Here is a 20,126-nt window from a genome sequence, read left to right on the forward strand (position 1 = left end):
TCAGCCTCCTGCCGACAGCGTCGCCACCGCGGCGGCGAGGCTCCGCAGCCTTTCCGCCGCCTCGACGAGAAGCTCGGCGTGCCCCGTCGCCCAGGCGAGCAGCGTGGCCGCCAGCACAACCCCGGCGAAGGCAGCGGCAACCAAGCGCAGGAACCCGGGCGGGCGAGGCAGGCGGCCGAGATGGTCTCGCACGGCTTCGGTGCGGAGCTCCTCGATCCGGTTGTGCAGATAGCGATGCGCCCACGCCGCGAGGGCGGCATCAGCCTCCCGCCGGCGCTTCTCGACCGTTTCCGGCGACAGCGTGTCGCCGCCCTGCGCGGCCAGCGCGAAGGCGAGGAGGTCGCGCTCGCGGTCCTCCGCGCTGCCGGAGTGGAACGCGGCGAGCGCGTGGGCCACGGCTCGCGCCGCTCCGTCCTCGCGCGTCTTCAGGGTGTCCTGCACCGTCGTCACGGGCTGCCGCCTTACTCTGTGAAATCTGTCGCCGGCAGGCGCAGAATAGCCCCTCGGCGCACGCCAGCGCGAGGGTAGGGCTGTTCGTTACCGCAGGATTGTCCGGCACGCCGGTCGGAGACTTTTCCCGCAAAACGGCGGTCAGGCCACCGGCCAGCGGCCTTGCGAGCCGAGCGGATCCGGGCCATTCCCGATGGTGCCTGCCGCCGCCTCCTCCGCCGGGGCCGCCGTGACCGATCTCGATTTCGACCTTTCGGCCGTGGTCCGTGTCAGGCGTGCCGCTCGGCCCGGCGGCGCGCCACGGCCCATCGGACGTGATGCGCTCGCCGTTCGTCTCGCCGAAACCCAGGCCAGCGTGCGCCCTGCGGGCCGGCCGTTCTGCGTGCTCGCTTTCCGCCGCGCCGGCAGCACCGGGGCGCCGCCCCTCGACCTTCCCGAGCTCACGGCTCACCCGCCGGCTCTCGGCGCCGCCGTCGTCGCGGTCGATGTCGGCCAGGCAGACCCGGAACACCTCTCCACCCCCGCCTCGCCTGCGCCCGAGCAGCTCAGCCGCTTCGCCACCGCCGCGGCCGCCGGCGCGGCTGCCGTGAAGAGCTTGGCGGGTCGCATCCGCCTCGTCGTTCCCCGCGTGGCCGAGAGTCTCGTTCTTGAGCGTTTCGCCGAGGCGCTGGTGGCGCTGCTCGCCCCGGCGCCCGGCGCGGCGGTGATGCGGCACTGCGACAGCGAAAGCCTCGCTGGCTGGAAAAGCCGAACCGTCGAGCTTGAAGCCGTCGTCTTTGCGGCCGACGCCGTTGCGGACCGCATCGCCGCCCTCGCTGGGCTGTGCCCGCCCGAACTCGCCGCCATCGCCGGCGCGATCGTCGAGGCGCAACGTCACGCCCTGACCGTGGTGATCGACGGCGTGGCGGCAGCTGCCTCCGCCCTGGTCGCGCGCGAGATCGACGCCAGCAGCGGCGAGGGACTGCTGGCCTTCGCGGGCACGCATTCCGCACACGCCGTCGCGCTCCGTGCCCTCTCCCTCACCCCCTGCGATCCCCCTGAGCTCGGCGACGGCGACCGTCTCACCGCGTTCCTCGCCGCACTCGACGAGGCGGCCGCCGCGCTCGTGGGCGAAGTCGCTGGACCGTGATGCGGCGCCGGACGCGGGGGGCGGCTCAGTCGTCCGGCCCCTCGTTCTCGCGCCCGGGCGGACGTGGGCGCCGGGTCGGGGGATCGGTCTGCGGCTTGCCCGACCACGGCACCGGGTATTCCAACCAACGCTGGATGAAGTTCCAGGACTTTCGATAGCCTTCGTGCGGCAGGATGCAGTCCGAACAGTCCTTGCGCACCACACCGTTCTTGTCGGTGAACACCTTGTAGGGGCCCGGGCACTCGTAGGCGATCAGCGGGCAGTAGCAGAACAGGCAGTTGAACTCGCCCTTCACCCCCTTGTGGCAGGGGAAGAACGGACAGGCCGAGTTGGTGAAGCCCTTGAATGCCTCGTTCGTCGTCGTGTCCTTCGGTTCCACCGCGGTCTCCGCTCAGCCCTGGCCTCGGCCCATACCTGAGCAATCGGGTCGGCTTTGCAAGCGGGGCGACGGCGGGCGCCCGACCCGCGGCCTCACTTCGTGCCGAACATGCGGTCGCCCGCGTCGCCCAAGCCCGGCACGATGTAGCCCTTCTCGTCGAGATGGCTGTCCACCGCCGCCGTCCAGATCGGCACATCGGGGTGCTGGCCGTGGAAATGCGCGATGCCCTCCGGCGCGGCGAGCAGGCAGACGAGGCGAATCTCGCGGCAGCCGCACTCCTTCAGCCGATCGACCGCCGCCACCGCCGAGTTCGCGGTGGCGAGCATCGGGTCGAGCACGATGACGAGGCGTTCGGCAACGTCGGGCGGGGCCTTGAAGTAGTACTCGACGGCGGCGAGCGTCTTCGGGTCGCGATAGAGACCGATATGCGCCACCCGCGCGGAGGGCACGAGGGTCAGCATGCCCTCGAGGAAGCCTTCGCCTGCGCGCAGGATCGGGGCGAAGACGAGCTTCTTCCCGGCAAGGATCGGCGCCTGCATGGTGGCGAGCGGCGTCTCGATGGTGATCGTCGCGAGCGGCAGATCGCGCGTCACCTCGTAGCAGAGCAACATGCCGATCTCGTTCATCAGCCGCCGGAAGCCCTGCGTCGAGCGGTCCTTGTCGCGCAGCAGCGTCAGCTTGTGTTGCACGAGCGGATGGCGGACGACGTTCACCTGCTCGATCGCCGTTGCGACGGCGCCTTCCATGATCCCTTCTCCTTCCGCTGGGTTCAGAACACCGTGCCGTCGGACACCACAGGAATCGGCGGACCGCCATCCGCGCGACACTCGCGCGCCAGCATCCGTCCCGTGCGCCAGGTTCCGCCTTCGAGCAGCGCGCCGAGCGGAAAGCGCGTCTCGTCGAGGCCGAGGCGGGCGCGCACAAGCGGGGCGAGCTCGTCCAGCAGGGCGACGGTCAGCGCCCGCCACTCGACGACGAGGGCCGAAGCGACGTCGTGCTCGCACTCGGCCTCCGCCGGATCGCGGAGCTGCAGGACGCCCCCATCGACGAACAACCCCCCGTTGCGATACTCGGCAAGCCCCGTCAACGCATCGATGCCGTCGACGCGCAACCCCGCCTGGCGCAGCGGTTCGATCAGCGACCAGGCGAGCCACTGCGAGAGCTTATGGAGGGGGACTGGGCCGAGCACCGGGTGCGGCCAGCAATCCCCGAGGGCGATGCCGCCGAGCGTCATCCGCCCGGGCCAGATCGCGCCGAAGCGATCGAGGATCGCGATGAGAATGTCGCGTGCGAGGATCGTTCCTTCATCGGCACGGGATGCGAGGAGGTCGAACAGCGCTCCCGGCCGCGCCCGCCCCTCGGAGTCGCGCAAGACTGCGTCGGCGGCGACGGTCTCACCGAGGCGCCGCAGCAGCGCCGCCCGGCCCGCCAGGCCGACGAGCGCGTTCGCCTCGCTCGCCTGGAAGCCCTCGGCAAGCCGGTCGGCGGTGATCTGAGCAAGCCCCTCCGCGTCCGCCTCGAATGGGCGGCGGCGCGAGGAGAACGCCCCGCACGCGAGCATCTCGAGCGAAGCGACCGCGAGACCTTCGGATCGCGCAAGGATTGTTCCGTCCGCGGCGCGATAACGCCAGGAAGGGCCGGCTCCGGCATCGAGCAGCACGGAGACGATCGCGGTGTCGAACGCCGCCCGGGCGAGGTCATCGCCCGTAAGCCCCGAGGCGGCGACCGCCTCCGCCCAGAGATCGCGCCCGCCGAGTACGAAATGGCGCCAGCGCGCGTGCAGGGGCACGGCGAGCTCGGGGAAGGTCGCGCGCGTCACCGCGGCGACGCGATCCGCCACCGGCTCGAGGCGGGTCTCGTCCAGCCGCCAAGCGAGCGTGCGATCGGCCCGTGCGAGGGCCAACATCGCCTGCGCGCGCTCGCGCACCGCCTCCGGCGTGCGCAACGCGCGGGCGTCGACGAACGGGGCGTCGTTCACATCCGCTCCAACGGGCGGCCGAGGGTGCGGCGAAGCTCCTCCTCCGTCGGCGGCAGGGGCGCGAAGTAGCCGGCCGCCTTCTTCGCCTCGATCTCCACCGCCGCATCGGCCGGGATGCGTTCGGGCGGGATCGGCACGCGCTCGATCACCTCGATGCCTTGGGCGACGAGCGCGTCGTACTTCATGTTCGACATCGACACGAAGCGATGGATGCGCGTCACACCGAGCCAGTGCAGCACGTCGGGCATCAGTTGCTGGAAGCGCGCGTCCTGCACCCCGGCGACGCACTCGGTGCGCTCGAAATAGGTGTCGGCGCGATCCCCACCCTCCTGGCGCTTGCGCGCGTTGTAGACGAGGAACTTGGTCACCTCGCCCAGCGCACGCCCCTCCTTGCGGTTGTAGACGATCAGCCCCACCCCGCCCGATTGCGCGGCTCGGACGCATTCCTCGATGCCGTGCAGAAGATAGGGGCGGCAGGTGCAGATGTCGGAGCCGAACACGTCGGAGCCGTTGCACTCGTCGTGCACGCGGCAGGTGAGCGGGCGAGCGGGATCGGCGAGCGCCCGGGCATCGCCGAAGATGTAGAGCGTGGTGCCGCCGATCGGGGGCAGGAACACTTCGAGGTCGGGCCGGGTGACGAGTTCGGGATACATGCCGCCCGTCTGCTCGAACAGCGTGCGGCGCAGCACGTGCTCCGCCACCCCGAAGCGCGCGGCGATGCCGGGCAGCCACCAGACGGGGTCGATCGCCGCCTTCACCACCGAGATGTCGCCGTTGGGGTGGAGGATCGTCCCGTCCGCCGTCAGGCTGCCGCGGGCGAGTTCGGCGGTGATCTCGGGCAGGTTCAGCCGCGCCCGCGTGATGGCGATCGTCGGGCGCACGTCGATGCCTTCCGCAATGGCGTCGGCGAACGCATCGGCGACGACATGGCCCCACGGGTCGAGCGAGACGATCTTTCCCGGCTCAGACCATTGCGGGTAGGGTCCGATTTGCACGACGGGATGGGTGTTGGTGAGATCGGGTCGCGCGAGCGGCGACAGCGCCCCCGAGGAGACGGCAAGCGCGCGGTAGAGCGCGTAGGCCCCGCCGTAGGTACCGATGACGTTGCGGTCCTGCGGACGGGCGGCGGAGGCGATGACGGGCCCGCGCTCGGCTGCAGTCGGCGCGCCCCAACGCAGGCTCCAGGCATGCGGCAGGGGCTGCGGGTGCGACGTCAGCCGGATGTGGGTCGGTTTGTTCAGCGCCATCGGAGCCGCTCACGAAACAACGCGGGGGAGGTGGTCCCTCGCCCAAGGCGCATCAAGGTCAAGCAAGCCCGCCCGCTGCCGCGACGAGCACGAGCCCGAAGGCCGCGACCGCTGCCCCGAGCCCGCGCACCAGCAGAGGCCGCCGCAAGGCAAGGGCGAGCGCAAGTCCGGCGGCGTGCAGGCCGGCTGTGGCGAGCATGAACCCGGCCGTGTAGGCGAACCCCGAACCGTCGGCCGGGGCTTCCGCCCCGTGCGCATAGCCGTGCGCAAGCCCGAAGGCGGCGATCAGCGCAAGCCCGAGCGCCATCGGCGCGCGCCAGCCCGCGGCGAGAGAGAGGCCCAAGGCGAGCACGCTGGCCGCGATCGCCATCTCGACCCCGCCCAGCGCGACCGCCTGCCAGCCGATCGCGGCCCCAGCCAGCATGGCGAGAACGAAAGCGGCAGGCCATGTCCAGACGCGGAGCCCGCCCGCCAACCCGGCCCAGAGCCCGACCGCCAGCATGGCCGCCAAATGATCGAGCCCCGTCAGGGGATGAAGGAGCCCGGCGACAAGGCCCGTGGTCTCGCCGTGCCCCGTATGCGCCGCCGCCGGAACGGAGACGAGGATGGCCCCTGCGATCAACGCTGCGTGCTTCATCATGCCGCCACCTCCCGCCGCGCGACCAGTCCGCCGCGCTCCTCGATGAATCGCGCCACCTCCTCGACCCCGATGCCGGCGCGGATGTTCGTGAAGACGAAGGGGCGGTCGCCCCGCATCCGCCGTGCATCGCGCTCCATCACCTCGAGGCTTGCACCGACATAGGGCGCGAGGTCGATCTTGTTGATCACCAGAAGGTCGGAGCGCGTGATGCCGGGTCCGCCCTTGCGCGGGATCTTGTCGCCGGCGGCGACGTCGATGACGTAGATGGTGAGATCGGCGAGTTCCGGGCTGAAGGTGGCGGCCAAGTTGTCGCCGCCCGATTCGATCAGGATCAGGTCGAGGGCGGGGAAGCGCCGGCAGAGCTCGGCCACACCGGCGAGGTTGATCGAGGCGTCCTCGCGGATCGCGGTGTGCGGGCAGCCGCCCGTCTCGATGCCAAGGATGCGCTCGGGCGGCAGCGACCCCGCACGGGTGAGGAACTCCGCGTCCTCCTTGGTGTAGATGTCGTTGGTGATGGCGGCGATGTCGTAACGGTCGCGGAACCGCTTGCACAAGGCGTCCATCAGCGCGGTCTTGCCGGTTCCCACCGGGCCGCCGACGCCGACCCGAAGCGGGCCCGTGTGCGTCCTTTCCATGCTCGCCTCCCTCAGCTGCGGAACAGGCGCGTGTACTGAGTTTCGTGCCGCATCGCGGCGATGTCGAGCCGCCAGGCCGCGCCGCCGACGGCATCCAGCGGTGCCGACTGAGCCTCCGCCGCAACCTGCGCGGCGAGCGGGGCGATGACGGCCAGCACGCCGAGCCCGTCGGTCTGGCCGAGCGGCACCGCGCGCACCGCTGCCCACACCAGCATCCCCGCAAAGGCCTGCAGATAGGCGAGCAGCGCCTCCGGCAGGGCGACGCCGGCGGCACCGCAGGCGGCGCCGAAGGCGACCGGGTAGGCGAGCGCGTCGCGGTCGAGCGAGTCGAGGGCCGAAGCCACTTCCGGCCAGGGGGCGAGGGCGGCGGCGAAGGCGCGGCCCTGGCCCAGTGTCTCGAGGCGGCGTTCGCGCGCCGGCGCGAGCGCGGCAGCGACGGCGGCAAGTTCGGCCAGTCGCGCCGTGTCGCGCGCCGCGGCGGCGCGGTGCGCGTGGGCAAGCAGGATCGCATCCGTCCGCCCCGTGCCGAACGTCAGCGCATCCTCGACCCAGTCACGCAGGGTCGCCGAATCGCGCACGTCGCCGGCCTCGATCGCCCACTCGAGCCCGTGCGAATGGGCGAAGGAGCCGACCGGGAAGGCGGGCGAGGCCCAGAGCAGAAGCCGCCACAGGGCGGCTGCCGGGTCAGGCGCCGCGGTCATGGTCCCCCGCCAGCACGCGCGGTGGCCGAGGCGGTTCGTGCTCCTCCTCCTCGTCGTGGTGATGGTGATGATGCCCCCCCGCGTAGGCGCCGGGTTCGGGGTCGAAGGGAGCGGACCGTTCCGTCACCGTACCACCTAGTCCGCGCACCATCTCGGCGATGACGTGATCGGCGCGGATGCGCAAACCGTCGGGCAGGATCTGCACCGGCAGGTGGCGATTGCCGAGGTGCCAGGCGATGCGCAGGAGCGCGGCGGGGTCGGGGGCGGAAAGATCCATCACCGGCTCATCCGCCGCGCGGACCAGAATGAGTGCGCCGTCGTCGCAGGCAAGCGCATCGCCGTCGCGCAGGCGCACCGGGCGCGCGAGATCGAGCAGCACGCGCCCCCCCGAGACGGTGTCGAAGGTAAAGCGCCGGCGATGGCGATGCGCCTGATCGAGCACCACCGTGTCCGCCGCCGGACCGCTCCAGCTCCCGCGCTGATGCACCGCAATCGCCCGACGCATGGCCCACGCCACCCTCTCTCTTGCGCCTCCTCGCTCGCCGCCCGCTCAGAACAGGAAGTAGCGCTGCGCCATCGGCAGCACCGCCGCCGGTTCGCAGGTGAGCAGCACGCCATCCGCCCGCACCTCGTAGGTCTCGGGGTCGACCTCGATCACCGGTGTCGCGTCGTTCAGGATCATCGACCGCTTGCCGATGGCGCCCCGCGTGTTGCGCACGGGCTCGACCATGCGGCGAAGCCCCAAGCGGCGTGCGACTTCGGCCTCGATGGCGGCCTCTGAGACGAAGGTGATGCAGGTGGCGGCCAGTGCGGCGCCGAAGGCCGCGAACATCGGCCGGTCATGCACCGGCTGCGGGGTGGGGATGGAGGCGTTCGGATCACCCATCGCCGCGCGCACGATCATGCCGCCCTTCAGCACGAGATCGGGCTTCACCGCGAAGAAGGCCGGCTTCCAGAGGCAGAGGTCGGCGAGCTTGCCCACTTCGACCGAGCCGATCAGGTGGCTCATGCCCTGCGCGATGGCCGGGTTGATGGTGAGCTTGGCGATGTAGCGGCGGACGCGAAGGTTGTCGTTGTCGCCGGTCTCCTCGGCAAGGCGCCCGCGCTGGACCTTCATCTTGTGCGCGGTCTGGAAGGTGCGGATCCACACCTCGCCGACGCGTCCCATCGCCTGGCTGTCGGAGGCCATGATGGAGAAGGCACCGATGTCGTGCAGGATGTCCTCGGCGGCGATCGTTTCGCGTCGGATCCGGCTTTCCGCGAAGGCGACGTCCTCCGGGATCGAGGGGTCGAGGTGATGGCACACCATCAGCATGTCGAGATGTTCGTCGATGGTGTTCACCGTGAAGGGCCGGGTGGGATTGGTGCTGCCGGGCAGCACGTTGGGCAGCCCCGCCACCTTGATGATGTCCGGCGCATGCCCACCGCCCGCGCCTTCGGTGTGGAAGGCGTGGATGGTTCGGCCCTTGAAGGCGGCGATGGTGTCCTCGACGAAGCCGCTCTCGTTCAGGGTGTCGGTGTGGATCATCACCTGCACGTCGTAACGATCCGCGACCGAGAGGCAGGTGTCGATGGCGGAGGGCGTGGTGCCCCAGTCCTCGTGCAGCTTCAGGCAGGAGGCGCCGGCGCGGAGCATCTCCTCCAGCGGCGCGGCGCGCGAGGCATTGCCCTTGCCGGCGAAGGCGAGGTTGACGGGAAGCCCCTCGGCGGCCTGCAGCATGCGCGCGATGTGCCAGGGGCCGGGGGTGCAGGTGGTGGCGGCGGTGCCGGTGGCCGGGCCGGTGCCGCCGCCGATCATGGTCGTGATGCCGGAGGCGATCGCGTCCTCCACCTGCTGCGGGCAGATGTAGTGGATGTGACTGTCGATGCCGCCCGCGGTGAGAATCTTGCCTTCGCCGGCGATGATCTCGGTGCCGGGCCCGATGACGATCGTCACGCCGGGCTGCACGTCCGGATTGCCCGCCTTGCCGATGGCGGCGATGCGCCCGCCCTTGATCCCGACATCGGCCTTGACGATGCCCCAGTGGTCGATGATCAGCGCGTTGGTGATGACGGTGTCCATCGCGCCTTCGGCATTGGTCGCCTGGCTCTGGCCCATGCCGTCGCGGATGGTCTTGCCGCCGCCGAACTTCACCTCCTCGCCGTAGACGGTGAAATCCTTCTCCACCTCGACGATGAGGTCGGTATCCGCCAGCCGGACGCGATCGCCGACCGTGGGGCCGAACATGTCGGCATATGCGGCGCGGGAGATCGTGCGCGGCATGCTCAGAGCTCTCCCATCACCGCCGCGCGGAAGCCGATCACACGCCGCGCGCCACGGTAGGGAATGAGCCGCACCTCGCGCGTCTGCCCGGGTTCGAACCGGACGGCGGTGCCGGAGGGAATGTCGAGCCGCCGCCCGCGCGCCGCGGCGCGGTCGAAGGCGAGGGCCGGGTTCGTTTCGGCGAAGTGGTAGTGGCTGCCGACCTGGACCGGGCGGTCACCGGTGTTGGAGACGCGCAGCGTGATCGCCTCGGTTCCCTCGTTGAGCACGATCTCGCCGGGGGCGGGGATGACTTCGCCGGGGATCATCGCCGCACCTCAGCGGATCGGGTTGTGCACGGTGACGAGCTTGGTGCCGTCGGGGAAGGTCGCCTCCACCTGCACGTCGTGGATCATCTCGGCCACCCCCTCCATCACCTGATCGCGCCTCAGCACGTGCGCCCCGGCTTCCATCAGTTCGGCGACCGACCGGCCGTCGCGCGCGCCTTCGAGCACGAAATCGGAGATCAGCGCCACCGCTTCCGGGTGGTTGAGTTTCAGCCCCCGCTCGAGGCGCCGTCGCGCCACCATCGCGGCCATGGCGATCAGAAGCTTGTCCTTTTCGCGCGGCGAGAGGTTCATCGCGAGCTCGTCAACATAGCCACACGCGCGGAGGATCCTGCGCCGGACGGAGGATCGCAAGGGCATCGATCAGCGTGCGGCGAAGCGAAAGCCCATCCCGCGCAACGAGGCGGGCGAACAGGATGCCGTCCCAGCAGGAGGCACCGCCCGCCACACCATCGGGCGCACGGGCCAGCACCTCGCGCAGCGGTTCGAGGGCCGCAGCGACGTCGGGCCCGGCGGCGAGGATGGCGGCGACGGCGCGGCCCCCGCCCGCCACGGCCGGGCGGTCGAGGGCGGCGGCGATGTCGCCGGCAAGCCGTGTGGGGTCGATCAGCACCGGCTTGCCTGCGCGCTCGAGCACGATGCGGTCACGCAACAGCCCCGTGTGCATCACCTCGCCACGCGCAAGCCGGCCGAACACCACCGCCTCAAGCCCGACGAACCGCGCGCTGCTGTCGGCCAGCACGATGCGCGTCTCGCGATCGAGCCGTGCGGCATCGAACAGGATGGTCTCCTGCGGCAGCCAGGCGGCAGAGGCCTGAGCCGCGACTTCGAGGCGAACGCGCACGCGGGCGGGCGGATCCTCAGCACGGGCGCGATAGACGCGTTCCGCAGCGGCGGAGGCGACGGCGGCCTCCGCACCCTCCTCCCAGCGCACGGTGACGGCAAGATCGTCCCCGCCGGCAAGGCCGCCGGCGTTGTTCAGCGTCACCGCCACGGGAGGCGTGCGGGGGTCGTGATGCGGCAGGCGCACGCGGAGCGCGCCGGCCTCAGCCCGTTCGAACAGCACGGTGCGTGCGCCACGCCGTCGGAAAGCGAGCGCAAGCCGCCCGACCGACCGCGCGAGACGCCCCGTGCCGGCCAAACCGGCCTCGACCATGCGCAACCCGCTCCTCCCTCGCCGCGAACCGTTCACGACATGACGCCATGGCGTGCGCATCTGCCGCGGCAGGCGCGGCACGGTGTCATGCGGCCGCGATGCCGTCCAAGCGACCACCATCAGACCATCAACCGTCGCCGCACCTCGCCCTCATCGAGCGAGGCAAGCGGTCCGCTCAGCACCACCTCGCCACGGTCCATGACCGCGACCGACTGCGCAAGGTCGCGCGCAAAGTCGAAGTACTGCTCGACGAGGAGGATCGCCATGTCGCCGCGATCGCGCAGGAAGGCGATCACGCGCGCGATGTCCTTGATGATGGAGGGCTGGATGCCTTCGGTCGGCTCGTCGAGCGCAAGCAGGCGCGGGCGCATGACGAGGGCGCGCGCGATGGCGAGCTGCTGCTGCTGCCCGCCCGAGAGGTCGCCGCCGCGGCGGTTGAGCATGGTCTTCAGCACCGGGAAGAGCTCGAACACCTCGTCGGGGATGCGGCGTTGGCGCCGCGGCAGCACGGCGAATCCGGTCTCCAGGTTCTCGCGCACGGACAGCAGCGGGAAGATGTCGCGCCCCTGCGGCACGGAGGCGATGCCCCGCCGCGCCCTCTCCCAGGAGGGCAGGCGGGTGATGTCCTCGCCCTGCCAGAGGATGTTGCCGCGCGCCACCGGGTGCGTGCCGGTGACGGCGCGCAACAGGCTGGTCTTGCCGGTGCCGTTGCGGCCGAGGATGCAGGTGACGGCGCCGATGGGCGCGATGAGCGAGACGTTGCGCAGGGCGCGCGCCGCCCCGTAGGCGAGATCGATCCCCCGCACCTCCAGCATCGCTCAGCGTTCTCCGCCGTTCGAACGCAATTTCCGCCCCGCTTCCCGATCCGCTCTGCTCGTGCCTCAGCGCCCGAGATAGACCTCGATCACGCGCGGGTCGTTGCTGACGCGATCGATCGAGCCTTCGGCGAGCACGCGGCCCTCGTGCAGGCAGGTGACCTTGCAGCCAAGCGCGCGCACGAAGTGCATGTCGTGCTCGACCACGATCACGCTGTGGTCGCGATTGATCGCGACCAGAAGCTCCGCCGTCTGTTCCGTCTCGGCATCGGTCATGCCGGCGACCGGCTCGTCGACGAGGAGGAGCTCGGGGTCTTGCGCGAGCAGCATGGCGATCTCGAGCCACTGCTTCTGCCCGTGCGAGAGGCCGCCCGCCAGGCGATGGCGATGCTCGAGCAGGCGAACGGTCGTCAGCACCTGCTCGATACGCTCGCGCTCCTCCGCCGTCTCGCCGAAGCGGAAGGCGCGGCGGGCGCGGCGGTCGCCGGCGAGCGCGAGCAGCACGTTGTCCCACACGGTCTGGGTCTCGAACACGGTGGGCTTCTGGAACTTCCGCCCGATGCCGAGCTCCGCGATCGCCGCCTCATCGAGCCGGGTGAGATCGTGCTCGTCACGGAACAGGGCGCGGCCTGCATCGGGGCGCGTCTTGCCGGTGATCACGTCCATCATCGTCGTCTTGCCCGCCCCGTTCGGCCCGATCACGGCGCGCAGCTCGCCGGGGGCGAGGATGAGGGAAAGGCTGTCGAGAGCGCGGAAGCCGTCGAAGGTGACGGTGATGCCGTCGAGATAGAGAAGAGTCGGTGCCTGCGGCGGATCCGCGAGCGCGCCGGAGGGCAGAACGGCGGCTTCGGTCATGCCGGCCGCTCCGCGATCACGCCGCGGCGAGAGAAGGCCGTCGGCAAGGCGGAGACGAGGCCGAGCACGCCCTTCGGCATCAAAAGCGTGACGAGGATGAACAGGCCGCCCAAGGCGAACAGCCAGAGGTCCGGCATGGCGGTGGTGAACCAGGACTTCAAGGCATTCACCAGCACCGCGCCGAGGACCGCGCCTGCGAGCGTGCCGCGCCCGCCGACTGCAACCCAGATCACCGCCTCGATCGAGAAGGTGGGCGCGAACTCGGACGGGTTGATGATGCCGACCTGCGGCACGTACAGGGCTCCCGCGATGCCTGCAAGCGCGGCGGAGACGACGAGGGCGGCGAGCTTGTACGCCTCGGGGCGGTAGCCGAGGAAGCGCACGCGGCTTTCCGCATCGCGCACGGCGATCAGCACCTTGCCGAATCGGCTTGCGACGATCAGTCGGCAGAGGATCAGGCCGAGCACGACGGCCACCGCCGAGGCGAGCATCAACCCCACGCGCGTGCCGTCGTCACGCAGCGAGAAGCCGAAAAGTTCGCGGAAGTCGGTCAGCCCATTGTTGCCGCCGAAGCCCATGTCGTTGCGGAAGAAGGCGAGCATGGTGGCGTAGGTGAGGGCCTGGGTGATGATGGAGAGATACACACCCGTCACGCGGCTGCGGAAAGCGAGCCAGCCGAAGACGAAAGCGAGCACGGAGGGAACGAGCACGACCATCAACAGGGCGAACCAGGCCTGATCGAAGCCGCGCCAGTACCAGGGCAGTTCGGTCCAATTGAGGAACACCATGAAGTCGGGCAGCACGGGATGGCCATAGACGCCGCGCGGCCCGATCAGCCGCATCAGGTGCATGCCCATGGCATAGCCGCCGAGGCCCCAGAACACGCCATGCCCGAGCGAGAGGATCCCCGCATAGCCCCAGACGAGGTCGATCGCGAGGGCAAGCAGGGCGAAGCAGAGATACTTGCCGATCAAACCCACCGCGAAGACGGAAGCGTGCAGCTCGTGCGTCGGCGGCAGGGACTGGTTGGCGAAGGCGACGCCGATCGCGCCGGCGAGAACCAGTGCCGCGACCATGACGACCGCGCGATCGCCGATCAGCGCCCGCAGCATGGCTCAGGCCTCCACCGCACGACCCTTGAGAGGGAAGAGTCCACGGGGTTTGACCTGGATGAACAGCACCAGAAGCACCAGTACGGCGATCTTGCCCAGCACCGCACCGGCGAAAGGCTCAAGGAGCTTGTTGACGATGCCCAAGGTGTAGGCCGCGACCAGCGTGCCCCAAAGGTTGCCCACGCCGCCGAACACCACGACCATGAAGCTGTCGATGATGTAGCCCTGGCCCAGGTTGGGGCTGACGTTGTCGATCTGGCTCAGCGCCACCCCCGCCAGGCCCGCCACCCCGGAACCGAGGGCGAAGGTGAGGCTGTCGATCCAGGGCACGCGGATGCCCATGCTGCCCGCCATGCGCCGGTTCTGCGTCACCGCCCGCATCTCGAGCCCGAGCCGGGTGCGGCGAATGACGAGCAGGAGCGCGAAGAAGACCGCGAAACCGAAGACGATGATGGCGACACGGTTGCGCGTCAGCATCAACTCGAACAGTTCGATCGACCCGCTCATCCAGGACGGATTGCCGACCTCGCGGTTGTTCGGACCGAAGATGACGCGCACCGCCTGCTGCAGCATCAACGAGAGGCCGAAGGTGGCGAGCAGCGTCTCCAGCGGGCGGCCGTAGAGGAAGCGGATGATGGTGCGCTCGATCAGCACGCCGGCCAGGGCGGCGACCACGAAGGCGAGCGGGAGGGCGATGAACAGCGAGTGGTCGAAGAGATGCGGCGCGTTGTCGCGGATCCAGTCCTGCACGACGAAGGTGGTGTAGGCGCCGAGCATCACCATCTCCCCGTGCGCCATGTTGATCACGCCCATCACGCCGAAGGTGATGGCAAGCCCGATGGCGGCGAGCAGCAGGACGGAGCCGAGCGAGAGCCCGAACACCACGTCCTGGGCGGCATGCACGAGAGCGAGATGCCGGTCGATGGCACGGATGGCGGCGGAGGCCGCCTCCATCACCTCGGGCGGCTCGTCGCGCAAGGACGCGAGCAGGCCACGCGCATCGAGATCGTAGCGGGTGCGGATGGTCGCCACCGCCTCCACCTTCGCCGCCACGTCGCGGTCCGAGGCGAGCAGGGCGGCAGCCCGGGCCCACTCCATGGCACGGCGGATGCGCGGGTCGGTCTCGCGCGCGATCTGCGCCTCGAGCACAGGGATCGCCTCGGGATCACGCGCGCGGAAGACTCGTTCCGCCGCCGAGAGGCGAACGCGCGGATCCGGCGAAGCGAGCTGCAGCGCGCCGAGAGCGGCGTCGAGCGATCGCCGCACGCGGTTGTTGACGCGGATGGGGCGAACATCGCGCGGGCTCACCCCCTCGACCACCTCGCCCGTCGCGGCGTCGCGGAAGCGCCCCTCGGCATCGCGCCAAAGGAGCGCACGATCGGCCGCACGCTGACCGAGCGTTCCCGCACGCAACGCCTCGACGATCGCCAAGGCCTGCGGGTGGCCGGAGACGGCGAGACGATCGATCGCGCGAGCAAGCTCGTCGAAGCCCGAGGCGGCGGCGATCGCCGCGACCGGATCCTCCGCCGCCTGCTGCGCGCGGGTGGGCGGCGCCTGGATGAACGCGGCGAAGATCAGAAGGGCGAGGCAGAGAACGAGGCGGAGGAGAACGCCCATCGCACCGATGCGAAGAGAGGCGCGGTGGCGGGCCGACACGGGCCGGCCCGCCACGGCCGTGACGAGAACGATCGTCAGCTCTGGCCGCCGCAGCGACCGGTGCGCACGTTGAAGTTGCCGCAGCGCATCGGTGGGCGCCAATCCGCGATCAGGTCCTTCGAGCCCTCGAGGTAGTCGGACCACTCGTCGCCAACGACCGTGCCCTTCGTCTGCCACACCACGTTGAACTGCCCATCCGCCTGGATCTCGCCGATCAGCACCGGCTTGGTGATGTGATGGTTCGGCATCATCGCCGCGATGGAGCCGGTGAGGTTCGGCACTGCGACGCCGATCATGGCGTCGATCACCGGGTCGGGGTCCGGCGTGCCGGCCTTTTGCACCGCCTGCACCCACATGTTGAAGCCGATGTAGTGCGCCTCCATCGGGTCGTTGGTCGGGCGGCGCGGGTTGCGGATGAACTTGTGCCAGGTGTCGATGAACGCCTTGTTCTCGGGCGTATCGACGCTCATGAAGTAGTTCCAGGCGGCGAGGTGGCCGACCAGCGGCCCGGTGTCGATGCCGGCAAGCTCCTCCTCGCCGACCGAGAAGGCGACGACCGGGATGTCGGTCGCCTTGATGCCCTGGTTGGCGAGTTCCTTGTAGAACGGCACGTTGGCGTCGCCGTTGATGGTGGAAACGACGGCCGTCTTCTTTCCGGCCGAGCCGAACCGCTTCACCTGGGCGACGATCGACTGCCAATCCGAATGCCCGAACGGCGTGTAGTTGACGAAGATATCCTCCGCCGCCACGCCCTTCGACTTCAGGTAGGCATCGAGAATGCGGTTGGTGGTGCGCGGATAGACGTAGTCGGTGCCGAGCAGCGCCCAGCGCTGCACCTTCTCCTCGTTCATCAGGTAGTCGACAGCGGGGATCGCCTGCTGGTTCGGTGCCGCACCGGTGTAGAAGATGTTGCGGCTCGATTCCTCGCCCTCGTACTGCACGGGATAGAAGAGGATGTTGTTCAGCTCCTCGAACACCGGCAGCACCGACTTGCGCGAGACCGAGGTCCAGCAGCCGAACACGGCGGAGACGCGATGCACGCTGATCAGTTCGCGCGCGCGTTCGGCGAACAGCGGCCAGTTCGAGGCTGGGTCGACCACGACGGGCTCGATGCGCCGGCCGAGCACGCCGCCTTTCTTGTTCTGCTCCTCGACCAGCATCAGCATGACGTCGCGCAGCGTCGTCTCGCTGATCGCCATCGTGCCGGAGAGGGAGTGGAGCACGCCGATGCGGATCGGTGCTGCCTGCGCGCGCACATAGGGCGCGGCGAGGGTGGTTGCGGCGATCGCGCCGGCAGTGCCGGCGAGCAGGGAGCGGCGCGAAAGTGTTGTCATGTCGAACAGCCTCCTCGAACCCCACGGTGAGCAGGCCCCGCTCCCCCGCCTGTCGCGCGTCACTCGACCTTGACAGGAGCGTGTCAGGCCCGCCCACCTAAACGGAGCACGTCGCATGCCATGATCCGAAAGCGCGACGGCGATGCCGCGCCGCGATCGCCGTGCCCATGGAAACAGCACGCCGGCACGGCACCTGGCGCGATTCTGTGCAGGCCAGCCGGATCAATCGGAGGGTGGTCGATGTTGGGCGCGTCCCACCGCGCCGCCCGCTTGCCTCAACCGAGCGGGATGGCGCGGCTGAACGCGAGGGACACGAGCGTGCCGGCGGCAACCGCCGGTTCGCTGGACGGGGCGGTGGCGAACAGGAGCCCTGCCGGCGTGTCGACCTCGTACTCCATGTGCCCGCCGACGAAGACCGCCCGTCGCACCGTGCCGGGCAGCCCTGCCGTGCCGTCGGGAGGAGTGAGCCGAATCGCCTCCGGCCGCACCGCGAGCCGCATCCGTCCCGCTGCCTGCCTGGTCAACGGGGCCTCGAGCGCGTGATTGCCGATGACGAGGCGTGCGACGCCGTCGGGTCCGGCGGCAACCTCGGCCTCGATCACGTTCGCCTCGCCCATGAAGTCGGCGACGAACGGGTCGGCGGGCGCGTCGTAGAGCTCGCGCGGCGAGCCCATCTGCGCGATCCGACCCTCGCGCATCACCACCACGATGTCGGAGACGGCGAGCGCCTCAGCCTGGTCGTGCGTGACATAGACCACGGTCAGGCCGAGCCGGCGCTGCAGGTCGCGAATGTCCTCGCGCACGCGCCGACGCAAGCGCGCGTCGAGATTCGACAAGGGTTCGTCGAACAGCAGCACGCGCGGGCGAAGCACGAGCGCCCGCGCCACCGCGACACGTTGCTGCTGCCCACCGGACAGCGCGCTCGGCTGGCGATCGCCGAGGCCGGCAAGCCCCAACGTGTCGAGCATTTCCTCGGCACGCGCGAGGGCGGCACGCTTCGCCATCCCGCCGACGATCAGCCCGTAGGCGACGTTCTCGCGCACGCTCATGTGGGGAAAGAGCGCATAGGATTGGAACACCATCGCCACACGCCGTTCCGCTGCCGGCAGGGCGGTGACATCCCGCCCCTCGATCTCGATCCGGCCCTCCGTCGGCAGCTCGAGCCCCGCGATCAGACGCAAGGTCGTCGTCTTGCCGCAGCCCGAGGGGCCAAGCAGCGTGGTCAGCGTGCCTTCGGCGAGGGTGAAGGAGACGCGGTCGACCGCGCGCGTCGCCCCGAACAGTTTCGAGACGGTCTCGAAGCGGATCATGCGCCGACGCGAACGAGCGGGGCGGCCGCACGGCGGCCGAGGCGGGCGGCGCCCACCACGCGGTCGATGATCAGGATGACGAGGAGCATGAGCACGATCAGCACAGACGAATAGGCGATGGCGAGGCTGATCTCGCCCGCCTCGACCCGGCCGACGATGTAGACGGTGGCCATGTTGTGCCGGGCCGAGACCAGGAAGATCACCGCCGAGACCGCCGTCATCGCCTGCACGAAGGCGTAGGCGAGGGCGGCGACGATGGCCGGCCGAAGCAGCGGCAGCACCACGCGGCGCAGCGTGGTCGCGGCATCCGCCCCCATGGTGGCGGAGGCCTCATCGAGCGAACGGTCGATCTGCGCGAGCGCCGCGAGCCCGCCGCGCACGCCCACCGGCATGTTGCGGAAGACGAAGCAGAGGATGAGGATCAGGCCCGTGCCGGTGATCTCGAGCGGGGGAACGTTGAAGGCAGTGACGTAAGCGACCCCCACCACCGTGCCCGGGATGGCGAAGGTGAGGAGGGTGACGAACTCCAGCGTGCCCTTGCCGCGGAAGCTCGTGCGGGCGAACAGCCAGGCGAGCAGGATGCCGACGAAGGCGGTGATCGGGGCGGAGATCGCCGCCACCTCGAGGGTGGTGAACAGGCTGTCCCAGGCCGCGCCGCGGAAGTGGAGGCCAAACGCGGAACGTTCGATCGCGAAGCCTTCGATGAAGTGGCGCCAGGTGAAGGTGAGGTCGAAGCGGCCGATGTCGTGCACGAAGGCGCCGAACAGGATGATCGCGTAGACGATCGCGGTGAACGCCGCCCAGGGCCAAGCGAGGGCGGAGACGAGGCGGCGAAGGCCTGCCGGGAGTGGAGCGGGAATGCCGGCATCGCCCTTGCCGGCGACCGTCACGTATTGCCGTCGCCCCACCCACCGCTCCTGCAGCCAGAACGCGCCGAGCGTCAGACCGAGCAGCAGGATGGCGAGGGCGGCTGCCCGGCCCGGCTCGTGCCGAGCCCCGGCGATGGCGAAGAAGATCCGGGTGGCGAGCACGTCGAACTCGCCCCCCAACACGAGCGGGTTGCCGAAATCGCCGAGGCTTTCGACGAAACCGAGCAGGGCCGCGTTGGCGAGTGCCGGGCGAAGCAAGGGCAAGGTGACGGTGGCGAACACGCGCGCGGGCCGCGCCCCCATCGTCGCCGCCGATTCCTCAAGGGAGGGTGCGATCGCGCGCAAGGCAGCGGAGAGGAGAAGGAAGGCGATCGGTGTCTGCGACAACAGTTGGGCGAGGAGCACGCCCGGCAGGCCGTAGATCCAGCGCGTGCGCGGAATGTCGAACAGCTCCCACAGCAGGGCGGTGACGATGCCGGTGCGGCCGAACAGCACGATCAGCGCCAGAGAGACGACGAAGGGGGGCGTGATGAGCGGCAGCACGGCGAGGGCGCGGAACACCCCCGTGTGCGCGAGGCCGCCGCGCGTCTCGAGGAGCGCGAAGGCGAGGCCGAGCAGGGTGGAGAGCACGCCCGTCAGCGCGGCCAGCAGCAGCGTGTTCCACACCACGCCGCATCGCACGCCGCCCGCGAGGCAGGCGAGGCCCCAGGCCTCCGGCGCGGCAAGCCGGTCAAACGCGACGGCGAGCGAGAACCGCCCCGCCTCGACGAAGACGTCGACCAGCACGCGCAGGATGGGGAGGAAGACGAACAAGGCGAGCGAGACGCCGCCGGCGACGGCGATCAGCGCCACCGTGGCGTCGGCGTTGAACGCGCGGGCGCGGGCGAAGCCGAGCGCGATCAGCATGGTGGCGGCGGCGAGCGCGGCGGCGGCGCCGGGGCCGAAGGCGGGCTGCCGCACGCCGGCACCGAACAGCGCTTCGGCGATCGGCCAGGTGGTGGTCGGCAGGCCGATCGCGATCCCCTGCAGGAGCAGGAGCACGAGGGCCGCCGCCGCCAGCGCCACCAGCCCGCGACCGGCGCGCGGCGCCGCAAGTGCCGTTGCCGCCGCAGCGACGAGGCAGGCCAAGCCCGGCCACAGCCACGGCCGGTCGGGCAACAGCGGAAGCAGGGCCTCGGCCCTGCCGGCGTACCAGGGCAGGGGAAAGAGGGCGATGGCGGCGGCAAACGCCGCCGCCCAGTCGAGACGGACGGAGGTCAAACGCGCCTGCG

The 20,126-nt window shown here is 70.3% G+C and carries 21 protein-coding genes; 1 reads left to right on the forward strand and 20 read right to left on the reverse strand.

Annotated features, from left to right (window positions below):
- The gene (locus tag DWB05_RS12575) at positions 1–450 is read right to left on the reverse strand and encodes a hypothetical protein (protein ID WP_114377520.1); all 450 of its coding nucleotides are present in this window, start codon (positions 448–450) and stop codon (positions 1–3) included.
- A 193-nt stretch (positions 451–643) separates the two neighbouring features.
- Between DWB05_RS12575 and DWB05_RS12580 the strand changes: the two genes are divergently transcribed.
- Positions 644–1,579, forward strand: a complete 936-nt coding sequence (locus DWB05_RS12580) for a nicotinate-nucleotide--dimethylbenzimidazole phosphoribosyltransferase (RefSeq protein ID WP_114377521.1) — start codon at positions 644–646, stop codon at positions 1,577–1,579.
- A gap of 25 nt (positions 1,580–1,604) precedes the next feature.
- Here the strand turns inward: DWB05_RS12580 and DWB05_RS12585 are convergent, their stop codons facing one another.
- From DWB05_RS12585 to DWB05_RS12675, 19 genes are all read right to left on the reverse strand, one after another.
- Positions 1,605–1,958: a cysteine-rich small domain-containing protein gene (locus DWB05_RS12585; RefSeq protein WP_114377522.1), complete on the reverse strand. Its 354-nt coding sequence runs from the start codon at positions 1,956–1,958 to the stop codon at positions 1,605–1,607.
- A gap of 92 nt (positions 1,959–2,050) precedes the next feature.
- The gene (upp, locus tag DWB05_RS12590) at positions 2,051–2,704 is read right to left on the reverse strand and encodes a uracil phosphoribosyltransferase (RefSeq protein ID WP_114377523.1); all 654 of its coding nucleotides are present in this window, start codon (positions 2,702–2,704) and stop codon (positions 2,051–2,053) included.
- A 23-nt stretch (positions 2,705–2,727) separates the two neighbouring features.
- On the reverse strand, positions 2,728–3,936 hold the full coding sequence (locus tag DWB05_RS12595; protein ID WP_114377524.1) for a DUF1688 family protein: 1,209 nt from the start codon (positions 3,934–3,936) through the stop codon (positions 2,728–2,730).
- A complete protein-coding gene (locus DWB05_RS12600) occupies positions 3,933–5,183 on the reverse strand; it encodes a GTP cyclohydrolase II (protein WP_114377525.1) in 1,251 nt (416 codons plus the stop codon). The genes DWB05_RS12595 and DWB05_RS12600 overlap by 4 nt, the downstream gene beginning before the upstream one ends.
- A 58-nt stretch (positions 5,184–5,241) precedes the next feature.
- Positions 5,242–5,823 carry a HupE/UreJ family protein gene (locus tag DWB05_RS12605; RefSeq protein ID WP_114377526.1) on the reverse strand — a complete coding sequence of 194 codons (582 nt, stop codon included), beginning with the start codon at positions 5,821–5,823 and terminating at the stop codon, positions 5,242–5,244.
- Entirely contained in the window at positions 5,820–6,458 is a 639-nt protein-coding gene (ureG, locus tag DWB05_RS12610; RefSeq protein WP_114377527.1) for an urease accessory protein UreG, read from the reverse strand. Before ureG ends, DWB05_RS12605 begins: the two co-directional genes overlap by 4 nt.
- An 11-nt stretch (positions 6,459–6,469) precedes the next feature.
- Positions 6,470–7,159: an urease accessory protein UreF gene (locus tag DWB05_RS12615; RefSeq protein WP_114377528.1), complete on the reverse strand. Its 690-nt coding sequence runs from the start codon at positions 7,157–7,159 to the stop codon at positions 6,470–6,472.
- Positions 7,143–7,664: an urease accessory protein UreE gene (gene ureE / locus DWB05_RS12620; RefSeq protein ID WP_114377529.1), complete on the reverse strand. Its 522-nt coding sequence runs from the start codon at positions 7,662–7,664 to the stop codon at positions 7,143–7,145. Before ureE ends, DWB05_RS12615 begins: the two co-directional genes overlap by 17 nt.
- Positions 7,665–7,709: 45 nt before the next feature.
- Positions 7,710–9,422, reverse strand: a complete 1,713-nt coding sequence (gene ureC, locus DWB05_RS12625; RefSeq protein WP_114377530.1) for an urease subunit alpha — start codon at positions 9,420–9,422, stop codon at positions 7,710–7,712.
- Between the two features lie 2 nt (positions 9,423–9,424).
- Complete coding sequence (locus tag DWB05_RS12630; RefSeq protein WP_114377531.1) at positions 9,425–9,730, reverse strand: urease subunit beta; 306 nt, start codon at positions 9,728–9,730, stop codon at positions 9,425–9,427.
- 9 nt (positions 9,731–9,739) lie between these two features.
- Positions 9,740–10,042 (reverse strand): urease subunit gamma, encoded by a 303-nt coding sequence (locus tag DWB05_RS12635; RefSeq protein ID WP_114377532.1) that lies wholly within the window; start codon positions 10,040–10,042, stop codon positions 9,740–9,742.
- A 10-nt stretch (positions 10,043–10,052) separates the two neighbouring features.
- Positions 10,053–10,904, reverse strand: a complete 852-nt coding sequence (locus DWB05_RS12640; RefSeq protein WP_114377533.1) for an urease accessory protein UreD — start codon at positions 10,902–10,904, stop codon at positions 10,053–10,055.
- Between the two features lie 119 nt (positions 10,905–11,023).
- Positions 11,024–11,719, reverse strand: coding sequence for an urea ABC transporter ATP-binding subunit UrtE (gene urtE, locus DWB05_RS12645; RefSeq protein ID WP_114377534.1), 696 nt, complete (start codon positions 11,717–11,719; stop codon positions 11,024–11,026).
- A 66-nt stretch (positions 11,720–11,785) separates the two neighbouring features.
- The gene (gene urtD / locus DWB05_RS12650) at positions 11,786–12,574 is read right to left on the reverse strand and encodes an urea ABC transporter ATP-binding protein UrtD (protein ID WP_114377535.1); all 789 of its coding nucleotides are present in this window, start codon (positions 12,572–12,574) and stop codon (positions 11,786–11,788) included.
- Positions 12,571–13,686 (reverse strand): urea ABC transporter permease subunit UrtC, encoded by a 1,116-nt coding sequence (gene urtC / locus DWB05_RS12655; RefSeq protein WP_114377536.1) that lies wholly within the window; start codon positions 13,684–13,686, stop codon positions 12,571–12,573. The genes urtD and urtC overlap by 4 nt, the downstream gene beginning before the upstream one ends.
- 3 nt (positions 13,687–13,689) lie before the next feature.
- Entirely contained in the window at positions 13,690–15,303 is a 1,614-nt protein-coding gene (urtB, locus tag DWB05_RS12660; protein ID WP_114377685.1) for an urea ABC transporter permease subunit UrtB, read from the reverse strand.
- 74 nt (positions 15,304–15,377) lie between these two features.
- Positions 15,378–16,676, reverse strand: a complete 1,299-nt coding sequence (urtA, locus tag DWB05_RS12665; protein WP_114377537.1) for an urea ABC transporter substrate-binding protein — start codon at positions 16,674–16,676, stop codon at positions 15,378–15,380.
- 275 nt (positions 16,677–16,951) lie between these two features.
- Complete coding sequence (locus DWB05_RS12670) at positions 16,952–17,986, reverse strand: ABC transporter ATP-binding protein (RefSeq protein ID WP_114377538.1); 1,035 nt, start codon at positions 17,984–17,986, stop codon at positions 16,952–16,954.
- On the reverse strand, positions 17,983–20,115 hold the full coding sequence (locus DWB05_RS12675) for an ABC transporter permease (RefSeq protein ID WP_114377539.1): 2,133 nt from the start codon (positions 20,113–20,115) through the stop codon (positions 17,983–17,985). The genes DWB05_RS12670 and DWB05_RS12675 overlap by 4 nt, the downstream gene beginning before the upstream one ends.
- Positions 20,116–20,126: the final 11 nt, after the last annotated feature.

This window comes from Elioraea thermophila (ex Habib et al. 2022), from assembly GCF_003336755.1.
GTDB classification, from domain to species: Bacteria; Pseudomonadota; Alphaproteobacteria; order Acetobacterales; family Acetobacteraceae; genus Elioraea; species Elioraea thermophila.

Bases quoted from the DNA above. Each gene is read 5' to 3' on its own strand.
- DWB05_RS12615 (WP_114377528.1), bottom strand. From the start codon at position 7,159: ATGACCGCGGCGCCTGACCCGGCAGCCGCCCTGTGGCGGCTTCTGCTC.
- DWB05_RS12580 (WP_114377521.1), top strand. From the start codon at position 644: ATGGTGCCTGCCGCCGCCTCCTCCGCCGGGGCCGCCGTGACCGATCTC.
- DWB05_RS12640 (WP_114377533.1), bottom strand. From the start codon at position 10,904: ATGGTCGAGGCCGGTTTGGCCGGCACGGGGCGTCTCGCGCGGTCGGTC.
- urtB (WP_114377685.1), bottom strand. From the start codon at position 15,303: ATGGGCGTTCTCCTCCGCCTCGTTCTCTGCCTCGCCCTTCTGATCTTC.
- urtE (WP_114377534.1), bottom strand. From the start codon at position 11,719: ATGCTGGAGGTGCGGGGGATCGATCTCGCCTACGGGGCGGCGCGCGCC.
- DWB05_RS12670 (WP_114377538.1), bottom strand. From the start codon at position 17,986: ATGATCCGCTTCGAGACCGTCTCGAAACTGTTCGGGGCGACGCGCGCG.
- urtC (WP_114377536.1), bottom strand. From the start codon at position 13,686: ATGCTGCGGGCGCTGATCGGCGATCGCGCGGTCGTCATGGTCGCGGCA.
- urtA (WP_114377537.1), bottom strand. From the start codon at position 16,676: ATGACAACACTTTCGCGCCGCTCCCTGCTCGCCGGCACTGCCGGCGCG.
- ureG (WP_114377527.1), bottom strand. From the start codon at position 6,458: ATGGAAAGGACGCACACGGGCCCGCTTCGGGTCGGCGTCGGCGGCCCG.
- urtD (WP_114377535.1), bottom strand. From the start codon at position 12,574: ATGACCGAAGCCGCCGTTCTGCCCTCCGGCGCGCTCGCGGATCCGCCG.
- DWB05_RS12635 (WP_114377532.1), bottom strand. From the start codon at position 10,042: ATGAACCTCTCGCCGCGCGAAAAGGACAAGCTTCTGATCGCCATGGCC.
- DWB05_RS12605 (WP_114377526.1), bottom strand. From the start codon at position 5,823: ATGATGAAGCACGCAGCGTTGATCGCAGGGGCCATCCTCGTCTCCGTT.
- DWB05_RS12630 (WP_114377531.1), bottom strand. From the start codon at position 9,730: ATGATCCCCGGCGAAGTCATCCCCGCCCCCGGCGAGATCGTGCTCAAC.
- DWB05_RS12600 (WP_114377525.1), bottom strand. From the start codon at position 5,183: ATGGCGCTGAACAAACCGACCCACATCCGGCTGACGTCGCACCCGCAG.
- upp (WP_114377523.1), bottom strand. From the start codon at position 2,704: ATGGAAGGCGCCGTCGCAACGGCGATCGAGCAGGTGAACGTCGTCCGC.
- ureC (WP_114377530.1), bottom strand. From the start codon at position 9,422: ATGCCGCGCACGATCTCCCGCGCCGCATATGCCGACATGTTCGGCCCC.
- ureE (WP_114377529.1), bottom strand. From the start codon at position 7,664: ATGCGTCGGGCGATTGCGGTGCATCAGCGCGGGAGCTGGAGCGGTCCG.